At 65.3% G+C, this 12,595-nt stretch carries 15 protein-coding genes; 4 read left to right on the top strand and 11 right to left on the bottom strand.

Annotation, left to right across the window (positions count from 1 at the left end):
* Positions 1 to 187: 187 nt before the first annotated feature.
* From AC1D1Y_RS05750 to AC1D1Y_RS05710, 9 genes are all read right to left on the bottom strand, one after another.
* The gene (locus tag AC1D1Y_RS05750; protein ID WP_457279960.1) at positions 188 to 550 is read right to left on the bottom strand and encodes a DMT family protein; all 363 of its coding nucleotides are present in this window, start codon (positions 548 to 550) and stop codon (positions 188 to 190) included.
* A 22-nt stretch (positions 551 to 572) separates the two neighbouring features.
* Positions 573 to 1,535, bottom strand: coding sequence for an AEC family transporter (locus tag AC1D1Y_RS05745; RefSeq protein WP_477681503.1), 963 nt, complete (start codon positions 1,533 to 1,535; stop codon positions 573 to 575).
* A 50-nt stretch (positions 1,536 to 1,585) separates the two neighbouring features.
* On the bottom strand, positions 1,586 to 3,676 hold the full coding sequence (locus AC1D1Y_RS05740) for a TonB-dependent receptor (protein WP_477681502.1): 2,091 nt from the start codon (positions 3,674 to 3,676) through the stop codon (positions 1,586 to 1,588).
* 82 nt (positions 3,677 to 3,758) lie between these two features.
* The gene (locus tag AC1D1Y_RS05735) at positions 3,759 to 4,175 is read right to left on the bottom strand and encodes a hypothetical protein (protein ID WP_477681501.1); all 417 of its coding nucleotides are present in this window, start codon (positions 4,173 to 4,175) and stop codon (positions 3,759 to 3,761) included.
* Between the two features lie 132 nt (positions 4,176 to 4,307).
* On the bottom strand, positions 4,308 to 4,880 hold the full coding sequence (locus tag AC1D1Y_RS05730; RefSeq protein WP_477681500.1) for a DUF3299 domain-containing protein: 573 nt from the start codon (positions 4,878 to 4,880) through the stop codon (positions 4,308 to 4,310).
* A gap of 52 nt (positions 4,881 to 4,932) precedes the next feature.
* Entirely contained in the window at positions 4,933 to 5,217 is a 285-nt protein-coding gene (locus AC1D1Y_RS05725) for a hypothetical protein (protein WP_477681499.1), read from the bottom strand.
* Positions 5,218 to 5,221: 4 nt separating this feature from the next.
* Complete coding sequence (locus AC1D1Y_RS05720) at positions 5,222 to 6,424, bottom strand: ABC transporter permease (protein ID WP_477681498.1); 1,203 nt, start codon at positions 6,422 to 6,424, stop codon at positions 5,222 to 5,224.
* Positions 6,421 to 7,077: an ABC transporter ATP-binding protein gene (locus AC1D1Y_RS05715; RefSeq protein WP_477681497.1), complete on the bottom strand. Its 657-nt coding sequence runs from the start codon at positions 7,075 to 7,077 to the stop codon at positions 6,421 to 6,423. Before AC1D1Y_RS05715 ends, AC1D1Y_RS05720 begins: the two co-directional genes overlap by 4 nt.
* Positions 7,074 to 7,634: a Fur family transcriptional regulator gene (locus AC1D1Y_RS05710; protein WP_477681496.1), complete on the bottom strand. Its 561-nt coding sequence runs from the start codon at positions 7,632 to 7,634 to the stop codon at positions 7,074 to 7,076. Before AC1D1Y_RS05710 ends, AC1D1Y_RS05715 begins: the two co-directional genes overlap by 4 nt.
* 333 nt (positions 7,635 to 7,967) lie before the next feature.
* Between AC1D1Y_RS05710 and AC1D1Y_RS05705 the strand changes: the two genes are divergently transcribed.
* The 3 genes from AC1D1Y_RS05705 to AC1D1Y_RS05695 are packed head-to-tail and all read left to right on the top strand — an operon-like array spanning position 7,968 to position 10,615.
* Positions 7,968 to 8,762 carry a metal ABC transporter ATP-binding protein gene (locus tag AC1D1Y_RS05705; RefSeq protein ID WP_477681510.1) on the top strand — a complete coding sequence of 265 codons (795 nt, stop codon included), beginning with the start codon at positions 7,968 to 7,970 and terminating at the stop codon, positions 8,760 to 8,762.
* Positions 8,762 to 9,664, top strand: a complete 903-nt coding sequence (locus AC1D1Y_RS05700) for a metal ABC transporter permease (RefSeq protein ID WP_477681495.1) — start codon at positions 8,762 to 8,764, stop codon at positions 9,662 to 9,664. The genes AC1D1Y_RS05705 and AC1D1Y_RS05700 overlap by 1 nt, the downstream gene beginning before the upstream one ends.
* A gap of 36 nt (positions 9,665 to 9,700) precedes the next feature.
* Positions 9,701 to 10,615 (top strand): metal ABC transporter substrate-binding protein, encoded by a 915-nt coding sequence (locus AC1D1Y_RS05695; RefSeq protein ID WP_477681494.1) that lies wholly within the window; start codon positions 9,701 to 9,703, stop codon positions 10,613 to 10,615.
* A gap of 58 nt (positions 10,616 to 10,673) precedes the next feature.
* Here the strand turns inward: AC1D1Y_RS05695 and AC1D1Y_RS05690 are convergent, their stop codons facing one another.
* Together AC1D1Y_RS05690 and AC1D1Y_RS05685 are read right to left on the bottom strand one after the other, a co-directional pair.
* Positions 10,674 to 10,943, bottom strand: a complete 270-nt coding sequence (locus AC1D1Y_RS05690) for a hypothetical protein (RefSeq protein WP_477681493.1) — start codon at positions 10,941 to 10,943, stop codon at positions 10,674 to 10,676.
* Positions 10,944 to 11,048: 105 nt separating this feature from the next.
* Positions 11,049 to 11,429, bottom strand: a complete 381-nt coding sequence (locus AC1D1Y_RS05685; protein ID WP_477681492.1) for a hypothetical protein — start codon at positions 11,427 to 11,429, stop codon at positions 11,049 to 11,051.
* Positions 11,430 to 11,623: 194 nt separating this feature from the next.
* On the opposite strand from AC1D1Y_RS05685, the gene AC1D1Y_RS05680 reads away from it, so the two are divergent.
* Positions 11,624 to 12,595, top strand: coding sequence for a M14 family metallopeptidase (locus tag AC1D1Y_RS05680; protein WP_477681491.1), 972 nt, complete (start codon positions 11,624 to 11,626; stop codon positions 12,593 to 12,595).

Genomic DNA, 12,595 nt, shown 5'->3' with positions numbered 1-12,595 from the left:
GGCGACCCTGGTTGCTGCGTCCCTACGCTTCGCTACGGGCAACCTGCGGTGCTCGGTCCAGGCGGGGTCTCGCTAAACTCGCCTTCGGCTCAAACAACGCGATCCCTGATCCGCCTGAACCTGCGCTCCTCGGCGCATCCACAAGGGGTAGGGACGGAATACCAAACAGCCGAATACCAAACCGATTTCAGGCGCTGCGAAAGATAAAGTACACCGCGCCCACCATGCACAACGCCGCCCACAAGTAATCGAGCTTGAGCGGCTCGTTCAGGTAGAACACCGCGAAGGGCACGAACACGCTGAGGGTGATGACCTCCTGCATGATCTTGAGCTGGCCGACGCTGAACTGGGTGAAGCCTATGCGGTTGCCGGGGACTTGCAGCAGGTATTCAAACAGGGCGATGCCCCAGCTGATCAGCGCGGCGATGTACCAGGGCGAGGTCGCCAGGTTTTTCAGGTGGCCGTACCAGGCGAAGGTCATGAACACGTTGGACAGCAGCAGCAGGCCTATGGTCTGCGCCGACACCGGCAGTGACTGGAGGAATTGCATCAGAAAGACTCCGGTGTAAGCGTCAGCCGAAATGGCCGACCAGTATCAACACAACGGTCAGCGTGACCAGGGCGAGCGCGGTGGAGACCACCACGCTGGCGGTGATCAGCTCTTCGGCGACCTTGTAGCGCTGGGAAAACAAAAACACATTGGCACCGATCGGCAGGGCCGAAGCCACCACCATCACCGCCATGGGCACGCCGCTCACGCCCAGCAGCCGGCACAGGCCGAACACCAGCAGCGGGTGCAGCAAATTTTTCACCCCGGCCAGGGCCAGCGCCTGGCGCCAGTGCTCGCCCACACGCGTGTTGGCCAGCGTCACGCCGACCAGCACCAGTGCCAGCGGGCCGAAGGCGGTGGCCAGCAGTTCCAGCGGTTTGTCGACGACGGCGGGGATCGTTAAACCGGTCTGCGCGAACAGCAGGCCGGCGATGATGGGCAGCGGCACCGGGTGCAGCAGCGCGTTTTTCACGGCCATCATCACGGTGGCCACCGGGTGCCGCGGCGCGCTCGTCACTTCATCGGTGGTGCCCTGTTTTTGTTCATGCGCCACCGCGAGTTCCAGCACCACGGTGGCGCTGGTCAGCAGCACCAGCGAATGCACCGAGACCAGCGTGAACAGCGTCACCAGTCCCTGGGGCCCGTACATCAGGCCGATCAGCGCGATGCCGATCATGACGGTGTTCGAAAAAGTATTGGCCAGCGCCAGCACGGCGGCGCGGCGGTTGAAGCCCTGCACCAGCAGGGTGCCGCCGAAAAGCACGATGACCGCCAGGAAGTAGGCGAGCACCGGCTTGAAATCGAGCTGCTCGACGCGCACCCGGCTCATGGTGCGAAACAGCAGGGCCGGCGTGAGCAGCAGAAAGATCAGGTTCGAAAGGTCCTTGATGGCATTCGCCCTGATCCACTGAGCCCGGCCGGCGAAAAAACCCACGGCGATCAACAGCACAACCGGGAACAGGGACTCAAAGACAAGCTGGTTCATTGGCGTAATCTTAGCTCGCCATCCCTGGCCTCCCCGCTCCCGGTGGCTGCCTAGAAGGCCAGCTGCATGCCCACTTTCAGGCTGCGCCCCGGCAGCGGCGCCTTGGGGAATGCCGTGGTCGTCAGCACCGAGGCCGCGCTGTAGGCCAGCTGGTTGGTCAGGTTGTCCACCCTGGCGTACCAGAGGACGTTGCTGGCGCCGGCCTTCATGCGGTAAGTAGCCGCCAGGTTCCACAGCGTGTAGGCCGAAGTGGCGCGCTGGCCGGCGGCCACGCGGTTCTGCGCCATCGAATGGTCAAAGCCTATGCTGCTGCCCCAGGGCCCGCTGGCCCAGATCAGGCTGGCGCCCAGGCGTGCCGGCGCGATGCGCGGCAGCGGCTGGCCATTGCTGAGGTTGGTGGCGCGCACGACATCCCCGCGCAGCGCCAGGTCCAGGCTGGACGCGCCTTCCACCAGGCGTATGTTGCCGCTCGCTTCCAGGCCCACGAATCGCGCGCGCACGCCGGTGTAGGCAAACTCCGGCAGCAGGCTGTTGTCCGGGTTGCTGTCGTCCACACCATCGCCATCCAGGTCGGCCGGGTTCAGCACACCGTCTTCCTGGCCGTATTGGTTGCCTGTGGCCAGCAGCCCGATGTAGTTCTTGAAGCGGTGCACATAGGCGTTGGCGCTGAAGCTGTTGGCGCCCGACTTCCAGCTGGCGCCCAGGTCCAGGCTGGTCGATTTTTCCTTGCCCAGTGTCGGGTCGCCGGTTTCCCAGGCCTTGGTCGCCACATGGGGGCCCTGGGCGAAGAGTTCGTAATCCTTGGGCGCGCGTTCGGTGTAAGCCAGGTTGCTGGTGAGCTGCCAGCCCGGTGCCGCATTCCATAAAGCGCCCAACGCGTAGCTGTGCGGCGTGAAGTCGCGCGTCAAAGGCGCGAAGCGCGCCACCAGCGGGTTGCCCAGCGACTCCACCTTGACCGACTCCAGCCGCCCGCCAAAACTGAGTTTGCCCCAGCCCGTGGCGTACTCTTCATAAGCGAACATGGCGTTCTGCGAAGTCTTGCTGTAGGGTGCGAAAGCCTCCGCGCCGTCGGCCGAGAAACGGTTGTTCTCGGCCTGGAAGCCGACCAGGCCCTCCAGGTTTCCGATGCGCGCATGCCGCGCCTCCAGCCGCAGATCGCTGCCCTTGTTCTTGAACACGGTGCCGGGATTCGGGCCTTCAAACTCGGTGTGCTGGTAGTCGGTGTGGCTCAGCTGGCCCTTCACGCTGCGGATGAAGCCGCCCAGGTCGCGTACCTCGCCTTCCAGCGCCACACGATTCGACTTCATGTCAATCGTCACGTCGTCCTCGGCCACCGTGCCGTAGTTACTGCGGTAGGTGCTGACCGACGCGCCCAGGTAGCCGTGGTCAAAAAACACCGAACCGCCGGCCGCGCCGCCGCGCACCTTGCTGTCCGAGTTGCAGATGCGATTCATGATGGTATTGATGCCACCCTTGCCGCAGGCCAGGTCCGTCGGCACCTTCACGTCGCCGGTTTCGCGGTTGAACACGTCCACATGCAGGGCATAACGGTTGTTGCCGCCTTCGAGCAGCACGCCGCTGCTTTTTTCGCGGTTGCCGCTGGCCAGGCCCAGGTCGACCTTGCCGCCCACGCCCCCCTTTTCATCGAACAGCGCCTCGCGCGGGATGCGGTTGTCGATGACGTTGACCACCCCGCCCACGGCGCTGCCGCCGTAGAGCAAGGCACCGGGGCCGCGCAGCACCTCGACGCGCTCGATGCTGATGGGATCGGCCGTCACGGCGTGGTCGTAGCTCAGGCTGGAGGCGTCCAGCGTCGCGCCGCCATTGCCCAGGATGCGGATGCGGTCGCCGTCCAGCCCGCGAATGATGGGGCGGCTGGCGTTGGGGCCGAAGTAGGTGCTGCTCACGCCGGGCACGCCGTCCAGGGTTTCACCCAGCGTGGTTTTAGCGCGCAACAGCAGCCCGGCACCCGAGTACTGCGCCGCGGGCACGATCAAATCGGTGGAGCCGAGCGGGTTGCCGGTGACGGTGATTTCTTTCAAGCTGGACGCGGGCGCCGGCGAGGCGGTCTGGGCAGTCGCCAGGCCGCAAGAGAGCGTTGCCGCGACGCAGAGCGCGTGGCTGATAAAAGGTGGTTTCATGATGACTCGCTGAATCGGGAAAAACAAAAAGAGCAAAGCTGCGCCTGGCCTGGCGGCCGGCGCTAAACAAGCAGAGGGGAATTCAGCGAGTGGAAGGCGGGCCGCGCGCGTCGAACAGCGCCGCCCAGCGGGCGAGTGCTTCGCCGCGGGAGATGTCAAAAGCCACGCTGGAAAGCACCAGAGGCAAGCTCAGCAGGGGGAACGCAGGCGCCGCCTGGCCATGGCTGGCCTGGTCGAACAGGCGGCAGTCCGAGTCGCCGTCATGCGAGGAAAACAGCGAGGCCAGCCAGCCGCCCTCACCTTCTTCTTCGGCATGCGCAAGCGCGGAGTGTTCCTGCTGATGCCGATGGCCGTCGTGATGCACATGTGATTGCGAATGGACGTGCGCCTGCGGGCCATGCACCACGCCGTGCATCAGCCCCAGCAGTTGCGCAAGCAGAAGCGCGGCGGCCAGCAGCCAGGGCAAGATCCGCGCTGGAACGCGCGACAAGGCTTTCATGGACGAAGGAGTCCTGACTTGAAGCCGTTCACAAAACCCAGCGAAGCGGTCCTGGCTAGGCGCGTCGCCGCAGACAGTACACCAGTACGGCAAGGCGGCGCAACAACGCCAGGAGGGTTTTGTGAGCGGCGCTTATTTGACGCTGGTGGCATCCGTGATCCGGTAATAGAGGCCATAGGAGTCGTCATTGAGGACCAGGAAACGGCCCTCCACCACCACTGGCTCCATGCTGTATTTCACCGGCGTCTTGGTCTTGACCTCGACCATGCTCTCCGGTCCGCCGGGCAGGCAGAACGCGCAGGTCAGCGGCACCGACGACAGCAGGAAATGCTTTTGTTTTTCGCCTGGGTCCAGCGGCATCATGAAACCCTGGATGCGCTGCGTCTTCTGGTTCAGCGCCATCTGGTCCAGAGTGAAGACCGGCAGGATGCGGTTCTTCTCGTTTTTGGTTTTCACCGCCGTCAGCACTGACCAGGGCACCACGTCGGTGCGTGCCGCCAGCGGCGGGAACGGGCTGTTGGCGCCATGCACGCCCGCACCCTGGCCCACCGGCAGGTCAAAACCCGGCGCCGCAGCAGCGGCCGGCTTGGCGCCGCCCGCCAGCGGCGAAGACAGGGTCTGCGCCTGCAGGCCCGCCGCGGTGATGGACAGGCCGCAGGCCAGCGCAGCGGCACGGCTCAGGCAATGGCGAAGGATGTGATGCATGCGGGACTCCTGGGGGTGTGGCGACGGTTCAGGCCTGGATGATGCGCCAGGCTCAGTGAACGTGCTTCATGCCGCAGTATTTGCCGACGGCCAGCCCTTTGCAAGCGGCCTGCAGTTCTTTTTCGCAGACCTCGTCCTTTTTACCCGATTCCAGGCATTTGGCCGCGTTTTCATGGGCAGCGGCCATGGCGCGGTGGCGCTGGATGTCTTCCTTGGTTTCCTTGTCGCTGTGCTGCGCATGGGCCAGCGAAAAAGTGGCGCTCAGGGCCAGCGCGGCCACGCCGCCCAGGACGGGCGAGAACTTGAGGAATTGCTGGCTGAAACGAAGGCTTGGCATAAAGTTACCTTGATTGGAGAAGTTCAAACACACTGACCCGGTAGGCCTCCCAGGCGGGCAGCAGCGCGGACGCCAGCGCCACCCCCAGGGCCAATACCGGCACGCTTACCAGTTCGACCGGCCACGACATCGCGCCGACCAACACGGATTTTTCGAGCTGCAGCGCCCACCCCAGCAGCGCCGTCAGGCCCTGCCCCGCCAGCACACCCAGCACGGTGGCGAGCAGCGCCAGCCACAGCGCCTCGCATAGCAGCAGGCCGGCCACCTTGCGCGGCGGCGCGCCCAGCATGCGCAGCAGCGCCARGTCGGCSCGGCGCTCGCGCACCGCGCCCCATAGCGCAATGAACACGCTCAGGCCGGCCGTGAGCAGCAGCACGCCGGCCAGCGCGCGCAGCACGTCGGTGCCCACGCCCACCATGCTGAGCAGGCGCGTGATTTCCAGCGCCGGCGCGGCGGCCTGCATCTCGGTGCTGCTGTTGATGTAGCGCGGGAAGGTCACCGCGGCCAGCGGCGTTTTGTACTGGATCAGCGCCAGCGTGATTTCGCGGTCTTCTTCCAGCACCTTGCGGTCGTCGTCGTCCAGCGCGGTATCGGTCTCATGCACCTGCCAGACTGATTCGGTGGCCGTCAGCACCAGGCGGTCCAGCACCGTGCGGCTGGGCGCCAGCACGCCCGAGACGACATAGGGACTCAGCTTGTGCTCTTCACCGCCGCCGCCCAGGCCGTGCGTGCCGGTGAAGCTGTCGCCCACTTTGAGGCCTGTCTGCCGCGCGACCTGCGCGCCTATCACCGCCTGCATGGGTTTGGCCCACAGCCTGCCCTGGGCCAGCTGCGCCTCGTAGTGGCTGATGTAGTCGGGCGTGGTGCCCACGATGCGAAAGCCGCGAAAGCTGTCGCCCAGGCTGATGGGAATGATCTTCGCGACCTGCGGATGCTTTTCAAGCTCTTTCACCGCGGCCAGCGGCACATTGCCGGTCGGCACGTCGAGGTGGAACACGCCCGAAAGGATCAGCTGCATGGGGCTGCCCTTGGCGCCCACCACCACGTCGATGCCGGCCAGGTCGCGGTCAAAGGCCTGGTTGATCTGGTGGCCGACCAGCAGCAAAAATGTGATGGACGCCAGCCCCAGCGTGAGCAGCAGCAGGTTGAGCGCCGCGGCCAGCGGACGCGACCACAGGTAGCGCCAGGCGAAAACAATCGTCTTCATGACTGCCGCCGCCCCAACTGCAAGGCCTGGAGGCCTTTTTCGTCCCTGAAAAATTCCGCCACGCGCGCATCGTGCGTGGCGATCACCAGCGTCGCGCCCTGTTGCCGTGCCGTGGTCTGCAGCAAATCCAGCGAAGCCACCGCGGCCTCGTCGTCCAGACTGGCCGTGGGCTCGTCCGCCAGGATCACCCGCGGCTTGAGCAGCACCGCGCGCGCCAGCGCCACGCGCTGCGCCTGCCCGCCCGAAAGCTGCGCCGGCTTGCGTTGCGCCAGTGCCTGCACGTCGAGCGCGGCCAGCGCCTCGCTGATGCGGCTTTCATCGGCCGGCCGGCCCGCGGCCCACTGCGCCATGGCCAGGTTGCCATGCACCGTGAGCGCCGCGCTCAAATGCAATTTCTGCGGCAGAAAGCCGACAGTGGCGGCACGCCAGGCATCGCCGGCGACCTTGCCCAGCAACTTCATGGACTGCCCCGCCACCGTGATGTCGCCCCCCCCGGGCACCAGCAAACCCGCCGCCAGTGCCAGCCAGGTCGACTTGCCCGAGCCCGACGCACCGCGCAGCAACAGCACACCGCCCTGCGCGATCTCCACATCCCCGAACCTGAGCTCGGGGCCGCTGGCATAACGGTAAGCCAGTTCCCGGGTAGTGATCATGCAGAGGCCGTGCCGGTGGCGCAGTCGGCGCACACGCCCCGCACGGCAAAGTCCATGCTCATGCCCTGGTAGCCCAGCGCCTTCAATGCTTCCAGCGCGGTTTGCGCGGCGCGCTCCAGGTCTTCCGCGCTGGCCTTGAGTGCTCCCGAACGCTTCCCCGACAACGCGCCCGACAAGGGGCTGTCGCGGTGGCAGCTCTGGCATTCAAAGTGGGGAATGGCGTGCACGCTGCTCGGCATGGCCTGGTAGCGGCGCACGCGGTTGGCGTCCACGCGGCACAGCAGCAAGCCCACCTGCGTGAGCCGGTCGATCAGCCGGTACAAGGTCACGCGGTCCAGCGTCACGCCTTCGCCCGCATCGTCGCCGCCGCCCAGCGCAGCCTGGAGCTGCGTGTGCGTGTAACTGGTGTCCGGATGGGCTAGCAGCCAGCCCAGCACCAGGCGCGCAGCGCTGGTGCGGCGCAGGCCGTGGGCCGACAACAGCGCATCAATCGGGTCTGCGTCAGCGGTGATGCCGGGGTCGGTTCTGGAACGCCTGACAGCTTGGACGGATGCCATGGAATGAAGCCGTTCGAAAAGAGTTGGACAAAGGGAAAGGGGGAGCGCGGTGTATTTTCACCATGCGCACGAATAACGCAACAATGTTGCATTAAACTATACAGCAATTCAGTTGCATTATTACCGCAACCGAGTGGCTTTTGATGACTTCCCAGCCCGCTTGTTGTAAAGACGATTTCCCTTGCCAGCTTCACTTCCTCCTTTTTCCCGACAAGGTCCACGCCGCCGCAGCATCCTCGCCTGGCCTGCATGGCGCCGGGTGCTTGCGATATTGCCGGCCGTGGCGCTGCTGTGGCTGGCAGTCGCCTGGGCTTCGGCGGAAATAGTGCCATGGTGAGCGCCATGGTCACGCTGGACAAGCTCACCGTCAGCTACCGGCAGCATCCAGCGCTGCACCACGTCAGCGGTCACTTCGCGGCAGGTTCGCTGACTGCGGTGGTCGGCCCCAACGGCGCCGGCAAAAGCACCCTGTGCAAAAGCATCATGGGTTTGCTGCCCCGCTCGGGTGGCCAGGTCACCACGGCGGCGCCGCGTGCGCGCATGGCCTACCTGCCGCAATTGGCTGAGCTGGAGCGCGGCTTCCCGATGGATGTGTGCGACGCCGTGCTGCTCGGCTGCTGGCCTTCGCGGGGCGCATGGGGCGGTGTGGGTCAACCGCAGTGGGCCGCCGTCGGCGCGGCCTTGCATGCCGTCGGCCTGGAAGGTTTTGAAACACGGCCCATCGGCTCGCTTTCCAGCGGGCAGTTCCAGCGCGTGCTGTTTGCCCGCCTGCTGGTGCAGGACGCCCGCCTGATCCTGCTGGACGAACCCTTTAACGCGATAGACAGCAAGACCACCGCGGCCTTGCTGGCCTTGATTCGCCAGTGGCATGCCCAGGGGCGCACCGTGATTGCCGTGCTGCATGACGACGCCCAGGTGCGCGAACATTTTCCGCAGACACTGCTGCTGGCGCGCGAAGCCATCGCCTGGGGCTCCACTGCACAGGTGATGACCGAAAGCAACCTGGCGCGCGCCCGTGCGATGGCCGAGGCATGGGACGAAAACGCCGAAGCCTGCCGCATCGACGACAAGGCAGCAGCCGCCCCAACCACCCTGCACGCGCCTGTGCGGCATAAGGCTGCTGCGTGATGGAAGCCGCACAGCACGCTTTTCACGGTGCCTGGGCCGTTCTGTTTGCGCCGTTCGCCGAATTTGCTTTCATGCGCCGCGCGCTGGTGGCCACGATGGCGCTGTCGCTCAGCGCCGCGCCGCTGGGCGTTTTCCTGACCTTGCGGCGCATGAGCCTGCTGGGCGACGCGCTCAGCCACGCCATATTGCCGGGTGTCGCCATCGGGTTCATGCTGTGCGGCCTGTCGCTCACGGCCATGGCCGCGGGCGGTGCGCTGGCCGGCATGCTGGTGGCCGCGCTGGCCGGCTTCATCAGCCGCGCCACCACGCTGAAAGAAGACGCCAGCCTGGCCGCGGTTTACCTGGTGGCACTGGCGCTGGGCGTGACGCTCATATCCGGCCACGGCACGCAGCTTGACCTGCTGCACATCCTGTTCGGCAGCGCGCTGGGGGTTGACACGCCGGGCCTGCTGCTGGTGGCCGGCGTGGCCAGCATCAGCCTGGTCGCGCTGGCGGCAGCCTACCGCGGCTTGGTGCTTGAGAGTTTTGACCCGGTGTTCCTCAATGCAACGGGCCGCAGCGCCTCTTTCAAATGGGTTTGGCAGCAGGGCTTTTTGATGCTGGTCGTCATCAACCTCGTGGCCGGCTTCCAGACGCTGGGCACGCTGATGGCCGTCGGCCTGATGATGCTGCCCGCGGTGTCGGCACGCCTGTGGCATGACACCCTGCCCGCGCAGCTCGCCAACGCCGGCGCGCAGGCCATGGCGGCCGGCTACGCCGGGCTGCTGCTGTCCTACCACTTTGATACACCTTCGGGCCCGACCATCATCGGCTGCGCCGGGGCGCTCTACCTTGCCTCTCTGTTGCTGGCGCCCGGCGGCTGGCTGCCGGGCCTGTTCACGCGCACGCACCGTGTTGCCTGAGCCACTTTTTCCTTTTTACCAACCCGGAGCCCTTCCATGACATCCATCCAACACCTGGTGCGCAAACTGCTGGCACCCCTGGCCGGAGCCGCGCTGCTGGCCGCCGCCACTGCCGGCATGGCCGCCGACAAGATCCCCGTGGTGGCCAGCTTCAGCATCCTCGGCGACCTCGTCCGTGTGGTCGGCGGTGACCGCGTTACTGTCATCACGCTGGTCGGTCCTGATGAAGACGCGCACGTGTTCGAACCCAAACCCACGGACGCCAAAAACCTGCTGCAAAGCAAACTGCTGGTCAGCAACGGCCTGGGCTTTGAGCCCTGGGCACAAAAGCTCGTCAAGTCCGCCGGCTACAAGGGCCAGGCGGTGGTCGCTTCGCAAGGCGTGAAAGCGCGCACCATGCCCGGTGAGAAAGGCCAGAAAGAAACCGATCCGCACGCCTGGCAAGATCCGGCCAACGTCGTGATCTACGTGCGCAACATCGCCGCAGCCCTCGCCCGGCTCGACCCCGCAGGCGCGCTTGCCTACAAGGACAACAGCGAAGCCTACGTGAAGGAATTGCAGGCGCTGGACACCTGGGCCCAACAACAGCTCAGCGCCGTCCCCGCCGCCAAACGCAAGGTCATCACCTCACACGACGCCTTCGGTTATTTCGGTGCGCACTACCAGGTCAGCTTTCTGGCGCCGCAAGGAATCTCCACCGAAGCGGAACCCAGCGCAAAAGAAGTCGCCCAACTGATCCGGCAGATACAGCGCGAAAAAATCAGGGCCGTTTTTTTTGAAAACATGAGCAACCCCAAGCTGCTCGCCCAACTGAGCAAGGACGCCGGTGTAACGCCTGGCCCCGCACTGTATGTCGATGCCCTGTCAAAAGCCGGCGGCCCGGCCGACAGCTACCTCAAGCTGATGCGGCACAACGTGACGCAGCTTGTGTCGGGGATGAAACAGCAGTGATGGGGCAGGGTAATGCGATCCAGGACCGGCAACCAATTCGGCTGCCGGACTTTAGCCTTCAGTTGCGGTACGGCTTGTCGCTCCGGGGGGCCTGCGGCAGTTGCTCGTCGAGCGACTGGCGATAGCGCAGACAACCCTGCAAAAATTGCGGCCAGTCGGGCACCACCGGAAGCGGATCTGTCTTTTCCGGCAGCAGCGACCACAGCGCGGGATGGTGCCAGCACAGCTCGTGCCCGGTGCTGTCGCGATGTTCGCGAATGCCCTGCCGCAGCCTCTTCACTTCAGCGATGAGCTGTTCACGTGACAAGCTTTCAAGGTCAGCGTCCATGATGCCTCCGTCTTCACAAGCGACGCATCCATCATAGGCATCAAGCCCACGCCGCGGCCCAAAAGCCACGAGTTGTTTCAGTTGTCAGGCAGGCGAAACACGGGTTCAGGTTTCAGGGCGCGTGTCCGGCCAGGCAGGCCGTTTCGGCGCAGTCTTGCTGTTGCCGCTGACCGTGGCCAGCCCGCCAAACAGCAGGATCAGCGCCAGCCAGGCCAGCATCACATCCCAGAAGTGCTTGACCAGGAAATAAGGCGCCAGCAGGGTGGTGAACCAGTAGCTGAGCGGACCGAAGCGCTCGCTAATGGCGCCACCACCGCCGTAGCCGCAGCGTATGGCCGGGGTGTCAAAACCAGCTGATGCACAGCCCACCCATTCCAGCACTTTCGCCGAAGTGAACATGCTCAACACGGGTGTGCCGAAGGCAATGGCAAAAAGCACCAGGCTGGTGAGCAGCGCCAGGAAAAGGGTTTTGCAGGCTGCGTGCATACGGGATTTTGGTAGGACAGCTTTCGCTGGATTTGTTGTGCCGCATCGTGGGCTTGACCACGATTGAGGCTAATGTATACCGTCGATCAGCGGCAGCAACCCGGCGCTGCGCTATAACGTCACATGAACGCGGAATAGCCCGGCACCAGGCCGGAAGATCCGCCCTCCTCATACTCATTTCCCGGTAATACCCCATGTCCCCCAAACACCCCACCCACCTGCGCGCCCACACCTACCACGGCCTGGCCCCCGGCCCGCGCCTGCTGGTCACCGGCGCCGTGCACGGCAACGAGACCTGCGGCACGCGGGCCATCACGCAGCTGCTCGAAGAAATCGACGGCGGTGCGCTGGCCATCGAACGCGGGACCGTGACCTTTGTGCCGGTGACCAACCCGCTGGCCTACAAACTCAAGCAGCGCATGGGCGAGCGCAACCTGAATCGCAACATGGCGCCCAGCGCAATCCCGCAGGATTTTGAGGACCGCATCGCCAACGTGCTGTGCCCGCTGCTCGACGCGCACGACGTGCTGCTGGATCTGCATTCCTTCCACACGGGCGGTGCGCCCTTCGTCATGATCGGCCCGCAAAACAACCACGGCGCGCTGGAGCCTTTTTCGCACGCGCCCGAGGAAATGCAGTTGGCGCTGCACACCGGCCCGCACCGCATCGTCGAAGGCTGGCTGGAGACCTATGCACGCGGCGTGAAGCGGCGCACGGCGGTGGCTGAAGCGGGTGGCGGCACGCGCGCGCAAAGCCTGGTGACGGACCCGAACTACGGCGTGGGCACGACGGAGTACATGCGTTCGCGCGGCGGCTACGGCGTGACCCTCGAGTGCGGCCAGCATGAAGACCCGCAGGCGGTGCAGGTGGCGCGTTATGCGATCTTGCAGACGCTGGGTTTGCTGGGCCTGGTGGCGCAGCCTGCCGCGCCGGTCCCCATGGAGCGCGAAATCCTGCGCCTGATCGACGTGATAGACCGCGAACATGCGGGCGACAGCTTCACCCGCGAATGGCGCAGCTTTGACGCGGTCAAGGCCGGCGAGGCCATAGGCACGCGGCACGGCGGCGAGGCCATCACCGCGCCGGCCGACGGCTTTGTGGTATTTCCCAACCCGCGCGGTGAAGTCGGCCAGGAGTGGTTTTACTTCGCGCAGCGGCGAGCGTAA

It is taken from the genome of Polaromonas sp. P1_G1, assembly GCF_056405595.1.
This window is presented reverse-complemented; position numbering and strand designations above follow the sequence as displayed.

What these genes read in the sequence shown, in the direction of transcription:
- AC1D1Y_RS05750 (WP_457279960.1), bottom strand. Translation starts at nt 550, where the DNA reads ATGCAATTCCTCCAGTCACTGCCGGTGTCGGCGCAGACCATAGGCCTG.
- AC1D1Y_RS05745 (WP_477681503.1), bottom strand. Translation starts at nt 1,535, where the DNA reads ATGAACCAGCTTGTCTTTGAGTCCCTGTTCCCGGTTGTGCTGTTGATC.
- AC1D1Y_RS05740 (WP_477681502.1), bottom strand. Translation starts at nt 3,676, where the DNA reads ATGAAACCACCTTTTATCAGCCACGCGCTCTGCGTCGCGGCAACGCTC.
- AC1D1Y_RS05735 (WP_477681501.1), bottom strand. Translation starts at nt 4,175, where the DNA reads ATGAAAGCCTTGTCGCGCGTTCCAGCGCGGATCTTGCCCTGGCTGCTG.
- AC1D1Y_RS05730 (WP_477681500.1), bottom strand. Translation starts at nt 4,880, where the DNA reads ATGCATCACATCCTTCGCCATTGCCTGAGCCGTGCCGCTGCGCTGGCC.
- AC1D1Y_RS05725 (WP_477681499.1), bottom strand. Translation starts at nt 5,217, where the DNA reads ATGCCAAGCCTTCGTTTCAGCCAGCAATTCCTCAAGTTCTCGCCCGTC.
- AC1D1Y_RS05715 (WP_477681497.1), bottom strand. Translation starts at nt 7,077, where the DNA reads ATGATCACTACCCGGGAACTGGCTTACCGTTATGCCAGCGGCCCCGAG.
- AC1D1Y_RS05710 (WP_477681496.1), bottom strand. Translation starts at nt 7,634, where the DNA reads ATGGCATCCGTCCAAGCTGTCAGGCGTTCCAGAACCGACCCCGGCATC.
- AC1D1Y_RS05700 (WP_477681495.1), top strand. Translation starts at nt 8,762, where the DNA reads ATGGAAGCCGCACAGCACGCTTTTCACGGTGCCTGGGCCGTTCTGTTT.
- AC1D1Y_RS05695 (WP_477681494.1), top strand. Translation starts at nt 9,701, where the DNA reads ATGACATCCATCCAACACCTGGTGCGCAAACTGCTGGCACCCCTGGCC.
- AC1D1Y_RS05690 (WP_477681493.1), bottom strand. Translation starts at nt 10,943, where the DNA reads ATGGACGCTGACCTTGAAAGCTTGTCACGTGAACAGCTCATCGCTGAA.
- AC1D1Y_RS05685 (WP_477681492.1), bottom strand. Translation starts at nt 11,429, where the DNA reads ATGCACGCAGCCTGCAAAACCCTTTTCCTGGCGCTGCTCACCAGCCTG.
- AC1D1Y_RS05680 (WP_477681491.1), top strand. Translation starts at nt 11,624, where the DNA reads ATGTCCCCCAAACACCCCACCCACCTGCGCGCCCACACCTACCACGGC.